Raw genomic sequence first — 19,817 nt, forward strand, 5'->3', positions numbered from 1 at the left:
CAGTCGGGCTACTCCGCCAGCGCCTTCATTTCCTTGTAGAGATCGGACTTGCCTTCGAAGCCGATGCCTGCAAGCTCGGGCATGGTGATGTGGCCGTTCTCGACGCGGACGCCGTCCGGGAAGCCGCCGTAGGGCTGAAACAGGTCGGGGTAGCTTTCGTTGCCGCCTAAGCCGAGGCCGGCGGCGATGTTGAGTGACATCTGGTGGCCGCCGTGCGGTATGCAGCGGCTGGGGGACCAGCCGTAGGTCTTCAGCACCTCGAGCGTGCGCTCGTATTCGCACAGGCCGTAGGACAGCGCGCAGTCGAATTGCAGCCAGTCGCGATCGGGGCGCATGCCGCCGTAGCGGATCAGGTTGCGGACGTCCTGGTGGCTGAACAAGTTTTCGCCTGTCGCCATGGGAGCCGGATAGAATTCGGCGAGCGCCGCCTGCAGCGCGTAGTCGAGGGGATCGCCGGCCTCCTCGTACCAGAACAGGGGATAGTCGCGCAGCATTTTTGCGTAGGCGATTCCCGTTTCCAGATCGAAGCGGCCGTTGGCGTCGACGGCGAGTTGCGCGTCGTTGCCGATCTCCTTCAGCACCGCCTCGATACGCGTACGATCCTCGTCGATCGGCGCGCCGCCGATCTTCATCTTGACGACGTTGTAGCCGCGATCGAGATAGCCGCGCATCTCGCCGCGCAGCATCGAAAGATCCTTGCCGGGATAATAGTAGCCGCCGGCGGCGTAGACGAAGACGCGCGGATTGGCGGTGACGCCGTGGCGTTCGGCGAGCAGGCGGAACAGCGGCTTGCCGGCGATCTTCGCCGTCGCATCCCACACCGCCATGTCGATGGTGCCGACCGCGACCGAGCGCTCGCCATGACCGCCGGGCTTCTCGTTGGTCATCATCGCGCCCCAGACCTTGTCGGGGTCGAGATTGTCGCCGGCGATATTGAGCAGCGACTTCGGATCGGCTTCGAGAATGCGCGAGGCAAAGCGCTCGCGGATCAGGCCACCCTGCCCGTAACGGCCGTTGGAGTTGAAGCCGTAGCCGACGACGCGCTTGCCGTCACGAACGACGTCGGTGACGACGGCAACTAAGCTCGTCGTCATCTTGGTGAAGTCGATATAGGCGTTGCGGATCGGGGACGAGATCGGTTTTGTGATCTCGCGGACGTCGGTGATGCGGACGGACATGGGGTTGGCCTTTGGTGGTTGTTGTCGTCATTGCGAGCGAAGCGAAGCAATCCGGATTGTCACCGCGGAAAGATCCTGGATTGCTTGATCGCATCCGCGCAAAATTGCTGCGCAATTTTGTCGCGAGCTCCTCGCAATGACGAGGAGAGAGCGGCGCGCGCTCAGTTCAAACTATTTCTTATCCCGGAAATACGGCTCCACCGGACCGTGCACCTTGATGGTCAGCGGGTTGCCGTAGCGGTCCTTGGCGTTCCCTGCGGTGACGCGGACCCAGCCTTCGCTGATGCAATACTCCTCGACATTGGTCTTCTCGATGCCCTTGAAGCGGATGCCGACGTCGCGCGCCAGGATGTCCGCGTTGTAGTACGGGCTGTTCGGGTCGACCGACAGGCGGTCGGGAAATTCGTCGCTCATGCTTGTCTCGCTCACAACAGTGTTTCGATTTGCTGCCGCAATCCTTCGGGCCGTGCGGTCGGCGCGTAGCGGGCGACCACGCGGCCCTTACGGTCCACCAGGAATTTGGTGAAATTCCATTTGATGGAGGCGCCCAACAGGCCGGATTGCTGACGTTTCAGGTACTCGTACAGAGGATGCGCCTTCGGCCCGTTGACGTCGATCTTCTCGAACAGCGGGAAGGTGACGTCGTAATGGGTCGAGCAGAACTCCTGGATCTCGCTCGCCTGCCCCGGCTCCTGCGCGCCGAACTGGTTGCAGGGAAAGCCGAGCACCGAGAAACCGCGCGGGGAGAGGTCGCGATAGAGATCCTCGAGACCGCGATATTGCGGCGTGAAGCCGCATTTGCTCGCGGTGTTGACGATCAACAGCACCTGCCCCTCGAACCGGCGCATCTGCACCTCCTCGCCGGCAAGCGAGTTGGCCTTGAAGTCGTAGATGGTGCTCATCGCTAGCCCGCGGGATCGATCGGCGACGGCGGCACGCCGCCGGCCTCGATCGCTTCACCTGCCAGCAGACAGAGATCCTCGCGATAGCGGCCGGAAACGATGTGCACACCGACCGGGGCCTTGCCGACGAGTCCGGTGGAGACGACGAGGCCCGGCAAGCCCATGAAGGGAATGGCGATCTGCGGCAGCTGCGCTTCCCAGACGCGCTTGAAGGATTCGTCGTCCTTGCGGTCGAGATGATCCGGGAACGGCAACTCGCCTGAGACCGGCGTCAGCAGCACCGAATATCTTTCGAAGAACAGCATCCATTCGCGGGTCAGCGTGGCTCTTCGGGTCAGCGCCTTGGCGTAATTGGCCTGGTCCATCGGCGTGACCCTTGTGCGGTTGCCGCGCAGACAGGCCAGCGCGCCGGGATCGCCCTCGCGCTCGGCCATTTCCAGCTGCGCCTCATAACCGTCGCCGAGCCAGAGTTTTATTTGCCACTCGACCGCCTCGCGCATTGGCGGCGTGTCCGCGATGATGTCGACGGTCCAGCCGGCGCGTTCGAGGCGCTTGCCGGCATCGCTCACCGCCGCCTTCACCTCCGGCGTGGTGGCAAGGCCGCCCGGATTGAGGCAGAGCGCGGCGCGCTTTTCCCGTGTCGGGCCTTGCAGCGGCACCGGCACGAACCAGGGGTCGCGGACGTCACGGGCGGACATTGCTTCGAGCGAGATGCGCAAATCGTTGACCGTGCGCGCCAGCGGGCCTGACACCGCCATGATCTGCGGCCCGATCGGGCGCTCCGGCAGTGCCGGGTTGAAGGCGGGGATGCGGCCGAGCGTCGGGCGCAATCCGTGCACACCGCAGGCATAGGCGGGATAGCGGATCGAGCCGGCGATGTCGGTGCCATGGGCGATGTGGCCGATGCCGGCCGCGACCGCCGAGCCGGCGCCGCCGGAGGAGCCGCCCGGGGTCAGCGAAGCGTCGCGGGGATTCTTGGTGTCGCCATGGATCAGATTGGTGGTGAACCAGCGGTAGGAGAAGGCCGGACAATTGGTGCGGCCGAGCAGGACGGCGCCGGCTTTGCGGAAATTGGCGACCACCGGATTGTCCTCGCGCGCGATCAGGTCGCGCTGGAGCTTCAGGCCGTTGGTGGTGGCAAAGCCTTCCTGGTCGACATTGGCCTTGATGGTGACGGGCACGCCGGCGAGCACACCGGGGTCCTCGCCCCGCGCGATGGCCGCATCGACGGCATCGGCCTGCTTGAGCACGTCCTCGGGCCGGTGGTCGATCACGGCATTGAGCTGGGGATTGACGGCATCGAGCCGCGCGAGGCCAGCCCGCGCGGCCTCCCTGGCAGAGACTTTCTTGGACTTGACGAGGGTGGCGAGGTCGGCGGCCGACAGGCGCCAGAGGTCTTGCATGGTTTGCTCCGTATGACCGGCGTCTTTTAGCGCCGGCAACGCGGCAAAGCCATGCGGATTTCGCGGGGGTGAAGGGCAGGTTTGGCGCTGGCTGGTGCCTCATTCTGCATTGCTTCGCAGAGCCTGTCATCGGGCCGCGCTTCGCGCGGTCCCGTTGGCTCGCAATCACGGTGGAGAGAGCGGCGGGCCCCTTACCCGACCGCGCGTCCGGCTAATGCTTCGTCGCCGACTGGTCCGGCATATCCAGCAGGGCCTCGGTGAAGGGAAACTCCAGCACGATCTCGCCGTCGGTATCGGTCACCTCGATCACCGCGTCCAGCAAGGCCCGTTGGGTGCCTTCCGACTTCACGACCTCAAGGATCATCTGGCGCGCGACCTCCCAGGCGCGATCGGGGTTACGCAGGTCCTCGCCGTCGGGATCCACGATCAATTCGTCGCCGATACGGGTGTTGAAGAAATATCTGGGCATGCCTGATCCAATGGGGTCGCCTGGAGCCGAACAGAAGCCGTTGCATACTCACAACTCGTTTATCCCGACAGGGATCACGACCTATCGGCGATTTTGCGGACGGCATTCGTTCATCTTTACGGCCGCAATGCGCTCACTTTGCAGTGCAACAATTCCGCTGGCTACTACCTAGGTCGGGAAAATTTCACTGGCGAACTTTTCCGCCAGCATTAGTGTAACGGGCGGGCGGATACGTCCCGAATTCGCAAGATGGAGAGCCGAAATGGCCTGGAAAGCCCCGAAGATCGTCGAAGTGCCCTGCGGCATGGAAATCAACATGTATGTGAGCGCCACCCGCAAGTAAGCGGTTGGTGAGATCGCGTTCTGCGCAGGTGGATCTTTCGGCCCGACTTCTTTCGGTCACGATGATGTCCGGAAGACAGCTTTTGTGTCGGCCTGAGATCCACCTCGCGAATTTGCCTCCAGGAGACGGATCATGCTTCGCGTCGTCGTCCTGGGCGCCGGGGCCGGCGGCGGAGTTCCGCAATGGAATTGCGGCTGCGAGGGTTGCCGAGCGGCCCGCAGCGACGGCCACGAGCTTCAAAGGACCCAAGCCTCGGTCGCCTTCAGCGGTGACGGCGAGCACTGGTTCCTGATCAACGCCTCTCCCGACCTGCGGCAGCAATTGAATGCCACGCCGCAGCTGCACCCCAAGGCGGGCGCACTGCGTCACACGCCGATTGCGGGCGTGATTTTGACCAACGGCGAAGTCGATGCCGTAGCCGGCCTGCTGTCGATGCGCGAGGGCTCGCCCTTTACGGTGTATGCGCACGAGAAGGTGCTGGCGATCCTTGCCAGCAACAGCATCTTCAATGTGCTGAATGAGAAGAACGTGCGGCGCCAGCCGATCGGTGTCAGTGAGCCGTTCGAGCCCCGGCTGCCGGATGGGGCGCGCTCCGGGCTGGAGGTGCTACCCTTCGCGGTGCCCGGCAAGTCGGCCTGGTATCTCGAAGGCAAGGTGCATCCGGGCGGCGGGAGCGGCGACGGCGACACTCTGGGCCTGAAGATCACCGACAAGGCCACGGGCAAGTTCTTCTACTTCATTGCGGCCTGCGCCGAGGTGACCGACGCGCTGAAGGCCGAGATCGACGGCGCGGCGCTGGTGTTCTTCGACGGCACGGTCTGGCGCGACGACGAGATGATCAGGGCCGGCCTCGGCCACAAGACCGGCAAGAGCATGGGACATGTCGCCATGTCCGGCGACGACGGCGCCATCGCACGGCTGGCCGACCTCAATATCGACAGGAAGCTGTTTCTGCATATCAATAACTCGAATCCGGCGCTGCTGCCCGACTCGCCCGAGCGCAAGATCACTGAGGAGGCGGGCTGGCAGATACCCGCGGATGGAACGGAGATCGTGCTGTGAATGCCGCATCATTGACTGGAATGACCGCGCTCTCGATCGGCAAGGACATCAAGCTCAACTCTGCCGAGGAGCTCGAGGCGACGCTGCGCCATATCGGGGCGACGCGCTATCACAGCCTGCATCCGTTCCACAAGCTCTTGCATGGCGGCAAGCTCAACAAGGGCCAGGTGCAGGCCTGGGCGCTCAACCGCTACTATTACCAGAGCACCATCCCGATGAAGGACGCGGTGGTGATCTCGCGCTTCCGCGACCGCGCCACGCGCGTGGAATGGCGCCACCGCATCGAAGACCATGACGGCGATGTCGGCAGCGAGGGTGGAATCGAACGCTGGCTCAAGCTGACTGAAGGGCTTGGCCTCGACACCGCTTACGTCGAATCCACCGAAGGCATCTTGCCGGCGACGCGCTTTGCGGTGGAGGCCTATGTCCACTTCTGCCGCGAAAAAAGCCCGCTGGAGGCGATTGCCTCCTCGCTCACCGAGCTGTTCGCACCGAACCTGCATGAAGAGCGCATCTCCGGCATGCTGGAGCATTACGACTTCGTCAATCCTGATATCATGAGCTACTTCAAGCGCCGCCTGACCCAGGCACCGCGCGATGCCAATTTCGCGCTTCATTATGTCAAGACGCACGCCACGACGCCGGAGCAGCGCGCGCAGGTCTGCAACGCGCTGATCTTCAAGACCAACGTGCTGTGGGTGCAGCTCGATGCGCTCCAGCATGCCTATGTCGAGGGCCACATTCCGCCGGGCGCCTTCGTGCCCAAAGCGAGCTGAAGAGGAGGATCGATGGCTGGGCCGCGGAACATCAGCGTCAGCGAGGCAAGCCGCCCCGTGCTGCCGCGGCATGCCAAGCTGAAGTTTGACGAGACCCGCAAGGTCTGGGTGATCCTGGCGCCGGAACGGGTGCTGGCGCCGGACGAGATCGCGGTCGAGGTGCTGCAGCTCTGCAACGGCGAGCGCAGCGTCTGCGACGTCGCAGATCAGTTGGCCGCGAAATATGCCGCGCCGCGCGAGGCGATCCTCACCGATGTCATCGCCATGCTGCAGGATCTCGCCGACAAGGGCTTTCTCACCGAAGCCCGGGAGAAGACGTCATGAGCGACGTGCTGGGCAACATCCCGCCAGAGACCAGCGACAGCCTCGCGGTGCTGGAGAAGCAGCGCTCGACGGCGGAGGCTTTTGGCATCCCGCTCGCGGTGTTGCTCGAGATCACCCATCGCTGCCCGCTGCAATGCCCCTATTGCTCCAACCCGGTCGAGCTCGACCGCTCCGGCAAGGAGCTGACCACCGAGGAATGGAAGAAGGTGTTGAGCGAGCTCGCCGAGATTGGCGTGCTGCAGGTGCATTTCTCCGGCGGCGAGCCGACGGCGCGCAAGGACCTGGTCGAGCTGGTCAAGCATGCGAGCGACGCCGGCCTCTACACCAATCTGATCACCTCGGCCGTGCTGCTGACGCGCGAACGCTTGAGCGATCTGGCGGATGCCGGGCTCTGCCATGTGCAGATCTCGTTCCAGGGTGTCGAGGAAGGCCTCGCCGATCGCGTCGCCGGTTACAAGAACGCTCATCGCAAGAAGCTCGAAGTGGCGAAATGGACGCGCGAGCTCGATCTGCCGCTCACCGTGAACGCGGTGATGCACCGGCAGAACCTGCACCATCTCCCTGATATCATCCAGATGGCCCTCGATCTCGACGCCGACCGGCTCGAGGTCGCCAACGTGCAATATTACGGCTGGGCGCTGAAGAACCGCGCTGCCTTGATGCCGACTGTGGCGCAGCTGGACGAATGCACCCGCCTGGTCGAGGAGGCGCGCGAGCGGCTGAAGGGCCGGCTGACCATCGACTACGTCGTGCCCGATTATTACGCGCTACGGCCGAAGAAATGCATGGGCGGCTGGGGCCGGCAGTTCTTCAACATCTCGCCCGCCGGCAAGGTGCTGCCCTGCCACGCCGCCGAGAGCATCACCGGGCTCGAGTTCGAATCGGTGCGTTCCAACCATTCGATCGCCTGGATCTGGCAGAACTCGGAGGCCTTCAACCGCTATCGCGGCACCGGCTGGATGAAGGAGCCGTGCAAGTCTTGCGATTTCCGCGAGATCGATTTCGGCGGCTGCCGCTGCCAGGCCTTTGCGCTGACGGGCGATGCCGCCAACACCGACCCGGCCTGCGCGCTGTCGCCGTTGCACGAGACCATCTTCAAGCAGGCCGAGCGCGAGGCCGAGGGCGAGACCAACCGCTTCCTGTATCGCAACTTCGCCGGCGGCACGCTGGAATCCGAGAATGACGCCTGACGCCGACGCAGCCAGCTCGATCAGGCGCGCCGATCCTTTTGCGCCGCTGACCGCGGACATGCTCGATGTCGGCGACGGCCATGAGCTCTATGTCGAGAGCATCGGGCGCGCGGACGGAATCCCTGCGGTCTATCTGCATGGCGGGCCCGGCAGCGGCTGCCAGCCCGACCATCGCCGGCTGTTCGATCCCGATCGCTTCTGCGCCGTGCTGTTCGACCAGCGCGGCTGCGGCCGCAGCCGTCCCAAGGGATCGCGCGCGCACAACACCACCGCGCACCTGATCTCGGACATGGAGAAGATCCGCGAAAAGTTCGGATTCGAGCGCTGGATCGTGGTCGGCGGCTCCTGGGGTGCGACGCTGGCACTGGCTTATGCCGAAGCGCACCCCGAGCGCGTGTCGGGCATCGCGCTGCGCGCGACGTTTCTCGGCACGCGGGCCGAGGTCGAGACGGCCTTCACCTCGCGCCTGTCGCAATTCCATCCCGCGCTGTACGAGGATTTCCTCAGCGCGCTGCCTCGGGAAGAACGCGACCGGCCGGTGGAGGCCTATTGGCGCCGCATCCTCGATGCCGATCCGGCCGTGCACGGCCCGGCGGCGAAGGCCTGGCACGACACCGAGCGCACGCTCTCGGAGCACAAGCCCGCAAAGACACGGCTGGACCTGGCCTCGCTGAACGTGTGGCGGACGCTGCCGGCGACGCCGTTCATGGAGGCGCATTATTTCGTCAACGACAGCTTCATGAGCGAAAACCAGCTGCTGCGAAACGCGGGCCGGCTCGAAGGCATTCCCGGCATTATCGTGCAGGGGCGCTATGATCTGTTGTGTCCTCCCGCGACGTCCCAGGCCCTTGCGAAAGTCTGGTCCGGTTCCGAGCTTCGCATCGTGGAAGAGGCCGGACATTCGCTTTATGATGGCGGCGTGAGGGATGCCGTCATGAAGTCGATCGCCGACCTTGCTTCGAAGATTCCGCGACAAGGATCTAGCCCCTCATCCTGAGGAGCGCGCCCTTCGCGCGCGTCTCGAAGGATGAAGGCCGAGAGACGCGCTCCTCACCATGAGGGGCTAGCATGGAAGGACAAGAACAATGCCGCTCGCCGGGAAAGGCATGCTGCTGACGTCGATGAATATCGACGCCGCCGATGAGATCGATTTCAACCGTTGGTACGATCGCGAGCATCTGGAAGAGCGTGTCGCGATCGACGGATTCCTCGAAGCGCGGCGCTATGTCGCGCATGCCGCCAATCCCAAATATCTGTGCCTGTACTCGACCGCGAGGCTCGACGTGCTCGATAGTCCCGCCTACAAGGCGCGGCTCGCGAACCCGACCGACTGGTCGCGGCAGACCATGGCGCGCTTCAAGGACATGCTCCGGGTCGTCGCACGCATCACGATCAGCAAGGGCACCGGACGCGGCGCTGCGCTCGGCATTGTACGGCTGCGGCCGACGCCCGACAATGCAGCGTCCTGGCGTGATGCACTGCAAGAGAGACTGACGCCGGACGAGCGCGACGGCATCATCTCGATGCATCTGCTCGAAAGCGAACCGGAATTGTCGGGTGCAACGGCGGAAATACCGGCGGCGCGCAACGAGGGCGCGCGCGACTGGTTCGTGCTGATCGACGGCACGCATGTCGGCGCGGTCTCCGCCGTCATCGCCGAGCGCTTCACCGGTCCGGCTGCGGCGCCCTTCCCGCTTCCGATCTCCGTCGGCACCTATTGCCTGATGTGGGACCTCGCGAAGAGCGATATCGCACGCAGCTGAACCCGCATCCCCATCGCAGCATGTTGCACCGCACGCACATTGCGTGCGGCCATTGATGCTGTGCGCGCTTGGCTCCCATGAAAGAGCGGAAGCGCGCAAATTTGCCGTTGTACTTCGGAGTGGTTCTAATAAGCTAACCTAATGACGTCATTCAGAAACCAGATCGACGCGCGTTAAGCGTTCGCCAAGCTCAAGAAGAGGCCGCCGGGTCCTTTGAGCCTGGGCGGACAGGGTAGGAATGAAACCGACCGATATCGCGGCCCCCGACTACTTTCACAAAGTGGTCGATTGCCAGTGGGCCTGTCCTGCGCACACCCCGGTTCCCGAATACATCCGACTGATCGCACAAGGCCGCTACAGCGATGCCTACATGATCAATTGGAAATCGAACGTGTTTCCCGGAATTCTGGGACGCACCTGCGATCGTCCCTGCGAGCCGGCGTGCCGCCGCGGACGCGTCGAGGAGAATCCGGTGGCGATCTGCCGCCTCAAGCGCGTCGCCGCCGACTTCAAGGACGACATCAAGCAGCGCCTGCCGAAGCCCGTGCCGACGAACGGCAAGCGTGTCGCGCTCGTTGGCGGCGGCCCTGCCTCGCTGACGGTGGCGCGCGATCTCGCGCCGCTCGGCTATCACTGCACCGTGTTCGATGCCGATCCGGAAGCCGGCGGCATGATGCGGACGCAGATCCCGAAATTCCGCCTGCCCAACTCCGTGATCGACGAGGAGACCGGCTACATCCTGGGTCTCGGCGTCGACTTCAAGGGCGGTCACCGCATCGACAGCATGAGGTCGCTGCTTGCAGAGAAGTACGACGCGATCTTCGTCGGCTCCGGCGCGCCGCGCGGCCGCGAGCTCGACATTCCCGGCCGGAAAGAGGCAGCAAGCAACATTCATATCGGCATCGAATGGCTGGCCTCGGTCTCGTTCGGCCATGTCGACAAGATCGGCAAGCGCGTGATCGTGCTCGGCGGCGGCAACACCGCAATGGATTGCTGCCGCACCGCGCGCCGTCTCGGCGGCGAGGACGTCAAGGTGATCGTGCGCTCCGGCTTCGAGGAGATGAAGGCCTCGCCCTGGGAAAAGGAGGATGCGATCCATGAGGACATTCCGATCCTCAATTTCCTGGTCCCCGTCGCCTTCGTGCACGAGAACGGCAAGCTCACCGGCGTCACGTTCCAGAAGGTGAAGGCCGAGTACGACGCCAAGGGCCGCCGCAACCTCGTTCCCTCGGGCGAGCCGGACCAGACCTTCGCATGCGACGATGTGCTGGTCGCGGTCGGCCAGGAGAACGCCTTCCCTTGGATCGAGCAGGATTGCGGCATCGAGTTCGACAAATGGCACATGCCGAAGGTCGATCCCAAGACCTTTGGATCGACCAATCCGAAAGTGTTCTTCGGCGGCGATGCCGCGTTCGGTCCGAAGAACATCATCTGGGCGGTCGCGCACGGCCATGACGCCGCGCTGTCGATCCACAAGATGCTGTCAGGCGAGGACATCAGTGAGCGTCCGCTGCCGGAGGTGCAAATCTCCTCACAGAAGATGGGCATCCACGAATGGAGCTATGACAACGACATCTCGATCGACAAGCGCTTCAAGGTGCCGCATCGCGACAAGGTCGTCGCGCTGAAGGACATCCGCGCCGAGGTCGAGCTCGGCTATGACGTCAAGCTCGCGCTCGGCGAGGCCCATCGCTGCCTGAACTGCGACGTACAGACCGTGTTCTCGACCTCGCTCTGCATCGAGTGCGACGCTTGTGCCGATATCTGCCCGATGGATTGCATCACCTTCACGGGTAACGGCGAGGAAAGCGATTTGCGCCAGCGCCTGAAGGCGCCCTCACTGCATCCGGATCAGGACCTCTACGTATCCAGCGACCTCAAGACCGGGCGCGTGATGGTGAAGGACGAGGATGTCTGCCTGCATTGCGGGCTTTGCGCCGAGCGTTGTCCCACCGGAGCCTGGGACATGCAGAAGTATTTCATCGAGATGACTCACGCAGGTTCGACATGCCCGACAAAAAGCCGATCAGCAGCGTAAACGACTTCGTCGTCCGCTTCGCCAACGTCAACGGCTCGGGGTCGGCCAGCGCCAACGAGATGTTCGCGCGCGCGATCCTGCGCCATGGCGTCCCCGTGAGCCCGCGCAACATCTTCCCCTCCAACATCCAGGGCCTGCCGACCTGGTACGAGGTACGGGTGACGGAGGCCGGTCATCTCGGCGCCCGCGGCGGCGTCGACATGATGGTGGCGATGAACCCGCAGACCTGGGACAAGGACGTCGCCGGCATCGAGCCCGGCGGTTACCTGTTCTACGATTCCACCAAGCCGATGCCGTCGACCAAGTTCCGCGACGACATCACCGTGATCGGCGTGCCACTCACCGCCATCACCAACTCGACCTACACTGATCCGCGCCAGCGCCAGCTGTTCAAGAACATCATCTATTTGGGCGCGCTCAGTGCGCTGCTCGACATGGACCCGAAGCTGATCGAGCAGCTGATCGGCGAGCAGTACAAGGGCAAGGAGAAGCTGCTCTCCTCCAACGTCCATGCGCTGCATCTCGGCCGCGACTGGGCGCTGCAGAATTTGAAATGTCCGATCGGGCTGCGGGTAAAGAAGTCCGACAAGGTCGGCGACCGCATCTTCATCGAGGGCAACAGCGCCGCCGCGCTCGGCGCCGTCTATGGCGGCGCCACGGTGTGCGCGTGGTATCCGATCACGCCGTCCTCGTCGGTGGCGGAGGCCTTCACCGCCCATTGCAAGAAGTACCGGCACGATCCGGAAACCGGCAAGGCGAAATACGCGATCGTGCAGGGCGAGGACGAGCTGGCCTCGATCGGCATCGTCATCGGCGCCTCCTGGAACGGCGCCCGCGCCTTCACCGCGACCTCAGGCCCCGGCATCTCGCTGATGACGGAGTTCATCGGCCTCTCCTACTTCGCCGAGATTCCGGCGGTGATCATGAATATCCAGCGTGCCGGCCCCTCCACGGGCATGCCGACGCGCACCCAGCAATGCGACATCATCGCCTGCGCCTATGCTTCCCATGGCGACACCAAGCATGTGCTGCTGTTCCCGGAAGATCCGGCCGAAGCGTTCGAGTTCGCGGCCGCCGCGTTCGATCTCGCCGACCGGCTGCAGACCACCATCTTCCTGATGCTCGACCTCGACATCGGCATGAACCACCGGCTCTGCCGCCCGTTGAAGTGGGACGATGCCCGGCAATATGACCGCGGCAAGATCATGACCGCGGAGATGCTGGAGGAGGGCCGCGACTTCGGCCGCTATCTCGACGTCGACGGTGACGGCATTCCCTACCGCACCTATCCCGGCACGCACCCGACCAAGGGCTCCTATTTCACGCGCGGCACCTCGCGTGATCGCTATGCGCGCTATTCCGAGGAAGGCACGGTCTACGCCGACAACATGCAGCGCCTGGTGCGCAAGTTCGAGACCGCGCAGGACCTGGTGCCGCGGCCGCTGCAGGCCAATGCGGAACGGCCGACGAAATACGGCGTGATCTATTTCGGCTCGACCTCCCCGGCGATGGATGAGGCGATCGGACTTCTGGAGGCGCGCGGGCATCAGCTGGACCGCCTGCGCATCCGCGCCTTCCCGTTCCATTCGAGCGTGGCGAGCTTCCTCGCCGAGCACGACTTCGTCTACGTGGTCGAGCAGAACCGCGACAGCCAGCTGCGGCAGCTGATCGTCAATGAGAACGGCATCGATCCCGTCCGGCTCGTGCCGATCGTGCATTACGACGGCACGCCGATCACCGCCCGCTTCATCGCGAAAGCCATTGGCGACCACCAGGATCACCTCAAGGTGACCCCGCTCCGCAAGGCCGTGTCATGAACAACACCTTGCGCTCTCCTCCGTCGTGCCCGGGCTTGAGCCGGGCATCCACGCCTTTCTTTCTCCTGGCCAAGAGGTGGATGGCCGGGACAAGCCCAGCCATGACGCCGCGGAAATTTCAGGTGCTCGCATGACCTATATCGCCAAGCCGAAATTCCATCATCCCGGCCTGAAGAAGAATGAGCTCGGCTACACGCATCGCGACTACGAGGGCAAGATCTCGACGCTGTGCGCGGGCTGCGGCCACGACTCGATCACGGCCTCGATCATCGAGGCCTGCTATGAGCTCTCGATCGAGCCGCACCGGGTGGCGAAGATCTCCGGCATCGGCTGCTCGTCGAAGACGCCGGACTATTTCCTCGGCAATTCGCACGGCTTCAACTCCGTTCACGGCCGCATGCCCAGCGTGCTGACCGGCGCCAACCTCGCCAACCGCGATTTGATCTATCTCGGCGTCTCCGGCGACGGCGATTCCGCCTCGATCGGCTTCGGCCAGTTCGCGCATTCGATCCGGCGCGGCGTCAACATGACCTATATCGTCGAGAACAACGGCGTGTACGGCCTGACCAAGGGCCAGTTCTCGGCCACCGCCGACCGCGGCTCCAAGAGCAAGAAGGGCGTCACCAACACCGACAACGCCATCGACCTCGTCGCGATCGCGCTGCAGCTGGGCGCGACCTTCGTCGCGCGCTCATTCTCCGGCGACAAGGCCCAGCTGGTGCCGCTGATCGCGGCCGCGATCCGCCACAAGGGCGCATCCTTCATCGACGTCATCAGCCCCTGCATCGCATTCAACAACCACGCCGGCTCGACCAAGAGTTTTGACTACGTCCGCGAGCACAACGATGCCGTGAACCGGCTCGACGTGCTGGTCAGCCGCGATCCGATCGCCGTCGATTACGCACCGGGCACGGTGCAGGTGGTCGAGCAGCACGACGGCAGCAAGGTCGCGCTGCGCAAGATCGACGCCGACTACGATCCGCATGACCGGTTGGGAGCCCAGACCTTCCTCGCGAGGCACGCCGCGAAGGGGCAGATCGTCACCGGCCTGCTCTATGTCGACCCGGACGCGGAAGATCTGCACGAGCATCTCAACACGGTCGAGACCCCGCTCAACACGCTGGAAGCGGACACGCTCTGCCCAGGCTCGGCGGTTCTGGACAAGATCAACGCCAGCCTGCGGTGATCAACGGCGCCGCACTGAACCGGGCTGCCTGACTCGTACGGTGATCTTGTCAGACACGACGGGCGGATCGAAGGGATAGTGCTTCGCATCGCCCAGCACCAGTTGCAGCGTGTGCGTGCCGGGCGAAAGCTCGAGAAACGTTTCGGTTTGCCCTGCTCCGAAATGCAGATGGGACTTGTCCTGCGGGATCGGTTCCTTGGTATCGATGGGGTCGTTGACGTCGACCAGCAAATGGTGATGACCGGCGTTCTGGTATTCATCGCCGGCATGCGTCACGCCCATATTGCGCAGACCGAACCGGACCCAGAAGCCACCACGGACCTTCTGGCCGTCCTGCGGGGTGATGAAATAGAGCTTGGCGTCCTTCGGAGCGGTCTTGCCCTGAGAGTAAGCAGCGCTTGGCAGCAGAACGATGGGCAGCAATGCGAGCGCCGCTGCCAGCGCGGCGCAGCGAATGATTTTCATCAAACCTACTCCAGACCTAAGGACTGAGCGCGACACGGAATCCATGCGTCGGGTAACGAACATTGGTATCATAGCCATCGCGGTTGGACGGCCGCACATATCTCGAATCGTTCTTCCAGGAGCCCGAGCGCAGGACGTGCGATGAGCAGTCGCCGCCGGTCCATGCCGAGCCGTCGACGGGCGCACCCTGGTAATTCTTGTGCCAGCAATCCTCGACCCATTGGTCGACGCCGCCGCCCATGTCGTAGAGGCCGAATGGATTGGGCTTGAATCTGCCTACCTTCGCCGGCTGCTCGGCCGCGAGGTCGCCGCAATCCTTGCATCCGGCCATGCCCGGCTGGAGCTTGTCGCCCCACCAATACTTCGTTTGCGTACCGCCGCGGGCTGCGTATTCCCATTCGGCCTCGCTCGGGAGCCGGTACTGCTTTTTCGTCGCTTGCGACAGAAAGGCGGCATATTGCTGCGCGTCAGTCCAGCTCACATTGCTGACCGGCGCATCGTCCTTGCCGGTGGCCGTGAAGGAGCACGCCTTCGCAGCCGCACATTCGTTCCACTCCTGCACGGTCACCGGATATTTTCCGATCGAGAACGGCTTGATCGTGACCTGGTGCACGGGACGCTCGGTCGGATCGTCGTTGCTTCCCATCGCGAAACTGCCGCCGCGAATGGCGATCATTTCGGGCTCGCGCAGCGGTGTCGAGGACGGGCTCGGCGCCGGTGCGGGCGACGAAGGCGCCGACGCCAATGACGGAGATGGTTGCGGCGCCTGCGTCGCGGCTTCGCGCGGCAGAGCTTGCGGGACGGGGGATGGCGCCGGAGAGACGGCGGGCGCTGCGACCTGCTGGCCGCCCCTGCCTTGCGGCTGTGCCAGCAAATACCAGAGTGCGCCGGCGGCAATGACGAGCAGCGTGACGGCCAGGAAAAAGATCAGCGCGTTCTCGCGCCGGCTTCTTGTCCTGCCGACGGCATCTGCATCCGGCAGCACGCGATAGACGCGCACGGGATCGGTGATGTTCTTGACCTTGCGGTCGCCGAGCGACTCATAGCCGCACACGATCTTGTGCTTGATCTGCTCGTAGATCGCGCCGGAGATGTAGACCTGCCCCGGCTCCGCGATGCCCTCGATACGCGTGGCGATGTTGACGCCGTCACCATAGATGTCGTCCGGCTCCACGATGACGTCGCCGAGATTGACGCCAATCCGATATTCGAGCCGGGAATGCTTGGGAACCGAAGCGTTGCGAGCGACGAGATTTTGCTGGATGACGATGCTGCATCGAACGGCCTCCACGGGACTGTCGAAAATGGCGATGAAGCCGTCGCCGGTCGTCTTCACCAGGCTTCCATGGTGTTCGATGATGCTGGGCTGGATGAGATCTCGCTCGATCCGCTTGACGCGAGCATGCGTGCCTTCCTCGTCGGCCTGCATCAACCGGCTGTAGGAGGCGATGTCGCCGACGATGATCGCGGCGAGACGACGAGGCATTGCGCCGTGCGGCGGCGGCTCATCCTGATTTCCGGATCTGAAGTTGCGAATTTCGCCCATGCGGGGGGACTCCACACACGACAAGAGGCGGTCCCACTCTACGACTGCCAAGAGCAATCGCCTGTGAAGGCTATCACATCGCCGAATGGGAACAATGTCGAAGGCTGCGCGACATCGAGTTCCCTAGGGGCGAAGGGCCCACCTCGATTGAACCTTTGCGGCCTTACGCTCGACTAAGGCGGTGCATGGAACCGCGCTGCCCGCTCCGCTCTGCGCGCGGGTGCGAGCTGAACGCGCCACGCATGCGGCCACCGCCTCGGCTGCGCCCTGGACGCGAAATTGCCGGGGCGATACGTCGCGGACGGATCTCCAGGCAATGGTGTCATCGGCGATCCCAGTGTCGCGAATGCCGACCCGAGTGATGAACACGACCGGCGCCCTGGAGAAGAGCAGCGTCCAGAGCGTGCGCAAGGCGTGCGCCAGAAGCGCTTGAACGCGCCGCTCGCCGCCTGCGACTAACCGCCGGTCGGCTCCCGCCTGCTCGTTGCGGATTGACGACGGTTCACACGCTGGGTGCGATCATGAAGCTTGCTCTTTTCCTGCCGCTCGTCCTTGCCGCCTTCGTCGGCGTCGCCCACGCCGACGAGGCCGACAAGGTCCGGGAGACCACAAAGGCCGAAGCCGACGCCTTCAATGCGCGGCTCTATGCGGGGACACCCGCCGACAAGTCCTACGCCTGCTTCGTCCGCCGCTACGATGCCGAACACCTGGCGCGGCATCCCAAGCAGAAGGTGGCATCCATGAAGCTGCTGATCTCGGCGGAAACCGACAAGGAGGACAAGCAGCTGCACAATTCCTTCCGCTTGGGCTTCCGCTATCGGCACCGCTCCGGCGATTTCGACTCCAGCGGCTCGTGCGGCAGCCATGCCGTCCTTCTCAGCCAGGGGGACGAGGTCCGCATGGGCTGCGGCGTCGACTGCGAAGGCGGCGGCATCGAAGTGGCGCTGTCCAAGGACAACAAGTCCGCGATCATCCGCCTCGAGCAGATCAGGGTCTGGCAGAACAACAAGCCGGACGACGAGGCCGAGCGATCGCTGGTCGCCGGCGCCGACGACAAGATTTTCCGCCTCGACCGCACCGACACCAGCGAATGCGCTTCGCTGGTGACCGACCGCAAGGAGCTCGCCGCACTGCGCCACAAGTGATATCTGTCGCCGGGCTCAGTCAGCCGAAGGAGATCGCCATGAACCGGCGGAACATGTTGTGGAGCGCCGTCTCGACCTTGGGCGCGGCGCTGGGCGCGGCACTTGGCGCCTCCAGTGCGAAAGCCGCGACCGAAGCGGGCGCGAGCAGCAAGCTGAAGGTCGTCTATCATCTCAGCGATGCCGAGAAGGTCAATTTCGTGCTCGGCAACATCCAGAACCACATCGACGGCGTCGGCGGGCCCGAGCATGTGACGATCGCGCTGGTGATCCATGGCCCGGCGCTGAGGGCGTTTCACTCGGCGCAGGCCAACCCCGAGGTCAGCAAACGCGTCGGCGATTTCTCCAAAGATGGCGTCGAGCTTGCCGCCTGCGGCAACACGATGAAGGCGCAGAACGTCACGCTCAACGAGCTGCTGCCGGGCTTCGTCAGCGCCGAGAAGGGCGGCGTAGTGCGGATGGCCGAGCTGCAGTCGCAGGGGTATCTGTATTTGCGGCCGTAGCGTTGTGGATGGCGTCACCTCATCCACCGTCATTGCGAGCCAACGGGTCCGCGCGAAGCGCGGCCCGATGACAGGCTCCGCGAAGCAATCCAGAATCCCTGCGCCGAGACAATCTGGATGCTTCGTCGCAAGGGCTCCTCGCAATGACAGCGGAGTACGTGGCGCCCTCTCGCCTCATCACCACCCCGCTTGACTTACCCATAACTCCACGGTTATAGATTAACCCATAACTTCCCGGTTATGGATCTCGCATGTCCGCCGCGCACGATCTCCTGTTCAGGACGCTTGCCGACCCGACCCGGCGGGCGATCTTCGAGCGGCTGTGCCGCGAGGGCGAGCAGACCGTCGGGGCGCTGACCGCGCGATCCGGTGTGTCCCAGCCGGCGGTCTCGAAACATCTCGGCGCGCTCAAGCAGGCTGGGCTGGTGCGCGACCGCCATGAAGGACGACAGACGCACTACAGCGCGCAGCCCGGCGCGCTCAACCCACTGGTCGACTGGACTAGCCAGATGACCGGCTTCTGGCAGAGGCGGCTCGACGCCCTCGACGATCTCCTGAAGAGGATGGACCAATGAACGAACCTGCCGAGACACGCTCCGTCGTCCTCGAGCGCGAATTTGCCGCCCCAGTGGAGCGGCTGTGGCGCGCACTGACGCAGCCGCATCTGATCGAGGAATGGCTGATGAAGAACGACTTCAAGCCCGTCGTCGGTCATCGCTTCAACCTGCGCGGCGAATGGGGCGGCGTGCTGGACTGCGAGGTGCTCACCATCGAGCCGCAGAAGACGCTGGCCTACACCTGGAATTTCTCGCATGAGGACGCCGCCTTCGATCTCAAGAGCGTGGTGACCTTCACGCTGACACCGACGGGCGCGGGCACGCGCCTGCGCGTCGAGCAGGCGGGCTTCCGCCCGACGCAGAAGCAGGCCTTTGGCGGCGCGCATGCCGGCTGGAAGCAGTTTTTGGCCAAGCTGGACGAAGTACTGGCGCGGGCAGGCTAGCTCCGCCGGCGTCCATTTCGATCAATCTCGGAGGAGGTCTCAATGAGCACCCAAATGTGGATTCGGCAGATTCATCGCTGGCTGTCGATGGCGTTCACGCTCGCGGTCATCGCCAACATCGTGGCGATGACCATGCAGCTCCAGGCCGTGTGGATCGGCGTCCTGGCGCTCGTGCCGCTCATCCCCCTGCTCGCGACCGGGCTCTATCTGTTCGCGTTGCCCCATGTCAGCCGCGGCAACGCGTGAACGAGGCGGGATGATGCAGAAGGCCATGACATCGAAAAAGGTACGCGTGAAAGAAGCGAATGAACCTTCGCCCTCGAAACTGATCGACGGCAGGATCAAGGAGCTCGGCGACTGGCGCGGCGAGATGCTCGCGCGGATCCGCGGTCTGATCAAGCAGGCGGACCCCGACGTCGTCGAGGCGTGGAAATGGCGCGGCGTTCCCGTTTGGGAGCACGACGGCATCATCTGCACCGGCGAAACCTACAAGAACGTGGTGAAGCTGACCTTCGCGAAGGGCGCGGCGCTGGAGGATCCCGCGGGCCTGTTCAACTCCAGTCTCGAGGGCAATGTGCGGCGCGCGATCGATATTCGCGAGGGCGTAGAGATCGACGAGAAGGCGTTGAAGACGCTGATCCGCGCGGCGGTGCAGCTGAATGCGTCGAAGGCAAAGAAGAAGCCGACGAAGAAGCGATCGGTCTAAAGCA

The 19,817-nt window shown here is 63.9% G+C and carries 23 protein-coding genes; 16 read left to right on the plus strand and 7 right to left on the minus strand.

Annotated features, from left to right (window positions below; translation table 11 throughout):
- Window positions 1-8: 8 nt before the first annotated feature.
- The 5 genes from tarD to P6U28_RS23435 form a co-directional block, all read right to left on the minus strand.
- Window positions 9-1,178, minus strand: coding sequence for a D(-)-tartrate dehydratase (gene tarD / locus P6U28_RS23415; protein WP_407119992.1), 1,170 nt, complete (start codon window positions 1,176-1,178; stop codon window positions 9-11).
- 171 nt (window positions 1,179-1,349) lie between these two features.
- Complete coding sequence (locus tag P6U28_RS23420; protein WP_035730878.1) at window positions 1,350-1,592, minus strand: DUF3297 family protein; 243 nt, start codon at window positions 1,590-1,592, stop codon at window positions 1,350-1,352.
- An 11-nt stretch (window positions 1,593-1,603) separates the two neighbouring features.
- The gene (locus tag P6U28_RS23425; protein ID WP_407119993.1) at window positions 1,604-2,080 is read right to left on the minus strand and encodes a glutathione peroxidase; all 477 of its coding nucleotides are present in this window, start codon (window positions 2,078-2,080) and stop codon (window positions 1,604-1,606) included.
- A 2-nt stretch (window positions 2,081-2,082) separates the two neighbouring features.
- Complete coding sequence (locus tag P6U28_RS23430; protein ID WP_407119994.1) at window positions 2,083-3,483, minus strand: amidase family protein; 1,401 nt, start codon at window positions 3,481-3,483, stop codon at window positions 2,083-2,085.
- Between the two features lie 211 nt (window positions 3,484-3,694).
- Entirely contained in the window at window positions 3,695-3,952 is a 258-nt protein-coding gene (locus P6U28_RS23435) for a DUF6894 family protein (RefSeq protein WP_122401869.1), read from the minus strand.
- A gap of 262 nt (window positions 3,953-4,214) precedes the next feature.
- Between P6U28_RS23435 and pqqA the strand changes: the two genes are divergently transcribed.
- The 10 genes from pqqA (at window position 4,215) to P6U28_RS23485 (ending at window position 14,451) form a co-directional block, all read left to right on the plus strand.
- Window positions 4,215-4,295, plus strand: coding sequence for a pyrroloquinoline quinone precursor peptide PqqA (gene pqqA / locus P6U28_RS23440; RefSeq protein ID WP_007595659.1), 81 nt, complete (start codon window positions 4,215-4,217; stop codon window positions 4,293-4,295).
- Window positions 4,296-4,427: 132 nt separating this feature from the next.
- A complete protein-coding gene (pqqB, locus tag P6U28_RS23445; protein WP_407119995.1) occupies window positions 4,428-5,357 on the plus strand; it encodes a pyrroloquinoline quinone biosynthesis protein PqqB in 930 nt (309 codons plus the stop codon).
- A 20-nt stretch (window positions 5,358-5,377) separates the two neighbouring features.
- Window positions 5,378-6,133 carry a pyrroloquinoline-quinone synthase PqqC gene (gene pqqC / locus P6U28_RS23450; protein WP_407123103.1) on the plus strand — a complete coding sequence of 252 codons (756 nt, stop codon included), beginning with the start codon at window positions 5,378-5,380 and terminating at the stop codon, window positions 6,131-6,133.
- A 12-nt stretch (window positions 6,134-6,145) separates the two neighbouring features.
- Window positions 6,146-6,457 (plus strand): pyrroloquinoline quinone biosynthesis peptide chaperone PqqD, encoded by a 312-nt coding sequence (gene pqqD / locus P6U28_RS23455; RefSeq protein ID WP_407119996.1) that lies wholly within the window; start codon window positions 6,146-6,148, stop codon window positions 6,455-6,457.
- Window positions 6,454-7,647 carry a pyrroloquinoline quinone biosynthesis protein PqqE gene (gene pqqE / locus P6U28_RS23460; protein WP_407119997.1) on the plus strand — a complete coding sequence of 398 codons (1,194 nt, stop codon included), beginning with the start codon at window positions 6,454-6,456 and terminating at the stop codon, window positions 7,645-7,647. The genes pqqD and pqqE overlap by 4 nt, the downstream gene beginning before the upstream one ends.
- Window positions 7,637-8,644, plus strand: a complete 1,008-nt coding sequence (gene pip, locus P6U28_RS23465; RefSeq protein ID WP_407119998.1) for a prolyl aminopeptidase — start codon at window positions 7,637-7,639, stop codon at window positions 8,642-8,644. Before pqqE ends, pip begins: the two co-directional genes overlap by 11 nt.
- An 88-nt stretch (window positions 8,645-8,732) precedes the next feature.
- A complete protein-coding gene (locus P6U28_RS23470) occupies window positions 8,733-9,410 on the plus strand; it encodes a hypothetical protein (protein WP_407119999.1) in 678 nt (225 codons plus the stop codon).
- A 238-nt stretch (window positions 9,411-9,648) separates the two neighbouring features.
- Complete coding sequence (locus P6U28_RS23475) at window positions 9,649-11,448, plus strand: FAD-dependent oxidoreductase (RefSeq protein ID WP_407120000.1); 1,800 nt, start codon at window positions 9,649-9,651, stop codon at window positions 11,446-11,448.
- Window positions 11,418-13,265: a 2-oxoacid:acceptor oxidoreductase subunit alpha gene (locus P6U28_RS23480; RefSeq protein WP_162500161.1), complete on the plus strand. Its 1,848-nt coding sequence runs from the start codon at window positions 11,418-11,420 to the stop codon at window positions 13,263-13,265. Before P6U28_RS23475 ends, P6U28_RS23480 begins: the two co-directional genes overlap by 31 nt.
- 130 nt (window positions 13,266-13,395) lie before the next feature.
- Window positions 13,396-14,451 (plus strand): 2-oxoacid:ferredoxin oxidoreductase subunit beta, encoded by a 1,056-nt coding sequence (locus P6U28_RS23485; RefSeq protein ID WP_122401860.1) that lies wholly within the window; start codon window positions 13,396-13,398, stop codon window positions 14,449-14,451.
- Here the strand turns inward: P6U28_RS23485 and P6U28_RS23490 are convergent, their stop codons facing one another.
- On the minus strand, window positions 14,452-14,916 hold the full coding sequence (locus P6U28_RS23490) for a DUF4399 domain-containing protein (protein WP_407120001.1): 465 nt from the start codon (window positions 14,914-14,916) through the stop codon (window positions 14,452-14,454).
- A 16-nt stretch (window positions 14,917-14,932) separates the two neighbouring features.
- Entirely contained in the window at window positions 14,933-16,462 is a 1,530-nt protein-coding gene (locus P6U28_RS23495) for an SUMF1/EgtB/PvdO family nonheme iron enzyme (RefSeq protein WP_129144082.1), read from the minus strand.
- Window positions 16,463-16,983: 521 nt separating this feature from the next.
- On the opposite strand from P6U28_RS23495, the gene P6U28_RS23500 reads away from it, so the two are divergent.
- The 6 genes from P6U28_RS23500 to P6U28_RS23525 all read left to right on the plus strand — a co-directional run bounded on the left by P6U28_RS23500 (window position 16,984) and on the right by P6U28_RS23525 (window position 19,813).
- Window positions 16,984-17,607 (plus strand): hypothetical protein, encoded by a 624-nt coding sequence (locus tag P6U28_RS23500; protein WP_129144081.1) that lies wholly within the window; start codon window positions 16,984-16,986, stop codon window positions 17,605-17,607.
- A 38-nt stretch (window positions 17,608-17,645) separates the two neighbouring features.
- Complete coding sequence (locus tag P6U28_RS23505) at window positions 17,646-18,107, plus strand: DsrE family protein (protein ID WP_407120002.1); 462 nt, start codon at window positions 17,646-17,648, stop codon at window positions 18,105-18,107.
- Window positions 18,108-18,358: 251 nt separating this feature from the next.
- Entirely contained in the window at window positions 18,359-18,682 is a 324-nt protein-coding gene (locus tag P6U28_RS23510) for a helix-turn-helix transcriptional regulator (RefSeq protein ID WP_129144079.1), read from the plus strand.
- Entirely contained in the window at window positions 18,679-19,107 is a 429-nt protein-coding gene (locus P6U28_RS23515; protein WP_129144078.1) for an SRPBCC domain-containing protein, read from the plus strand. The genes P6U28_RS23510 and P6U28_RS23515 overlap by 4 nt, the downstream gene beginning before the upstream one ends.
- A 42-nt stretch (window positions 19,108-19,149) precedes the next feature.
- Entirely contained in the window at window positions 19,150-19,353 is a 204-nt protein-coding gene (locus tag P6U28_RS23520; protein ID WP_162500159.1) for a hypothetical protein, read from the plus strand.
- Between the two features lie 13 nt (window positions 19,354-19,366).
- Window positions 19,367-19,813 carry a DUF1801 domain-containing protein gene (locus tag P6U28_RS23525; protein WP_407123104.1) on the plus strand — a complete coding sequence of 149 codons (447 nt, stop codon included), beginning with the start codon at window positions 19,367-19,369 and terminating at the stop codon, window positions 19,811-19,813.
- The last annotated feature ends 4 nt before the right edge of the window (window positions 19,814-19,817 follow it).

This window comes from Bradyrhizobium sp. STM 3561 (assembly GCF_045571455.1).
Taxonomy (GTDB): domain Bacteria; phylum Pseudomonadota; class Alphaproteobacteria; order Rhizobiales; family Xanthobacteraceae; genus Bradyrhizobium; species Bradyrhizobium vignae.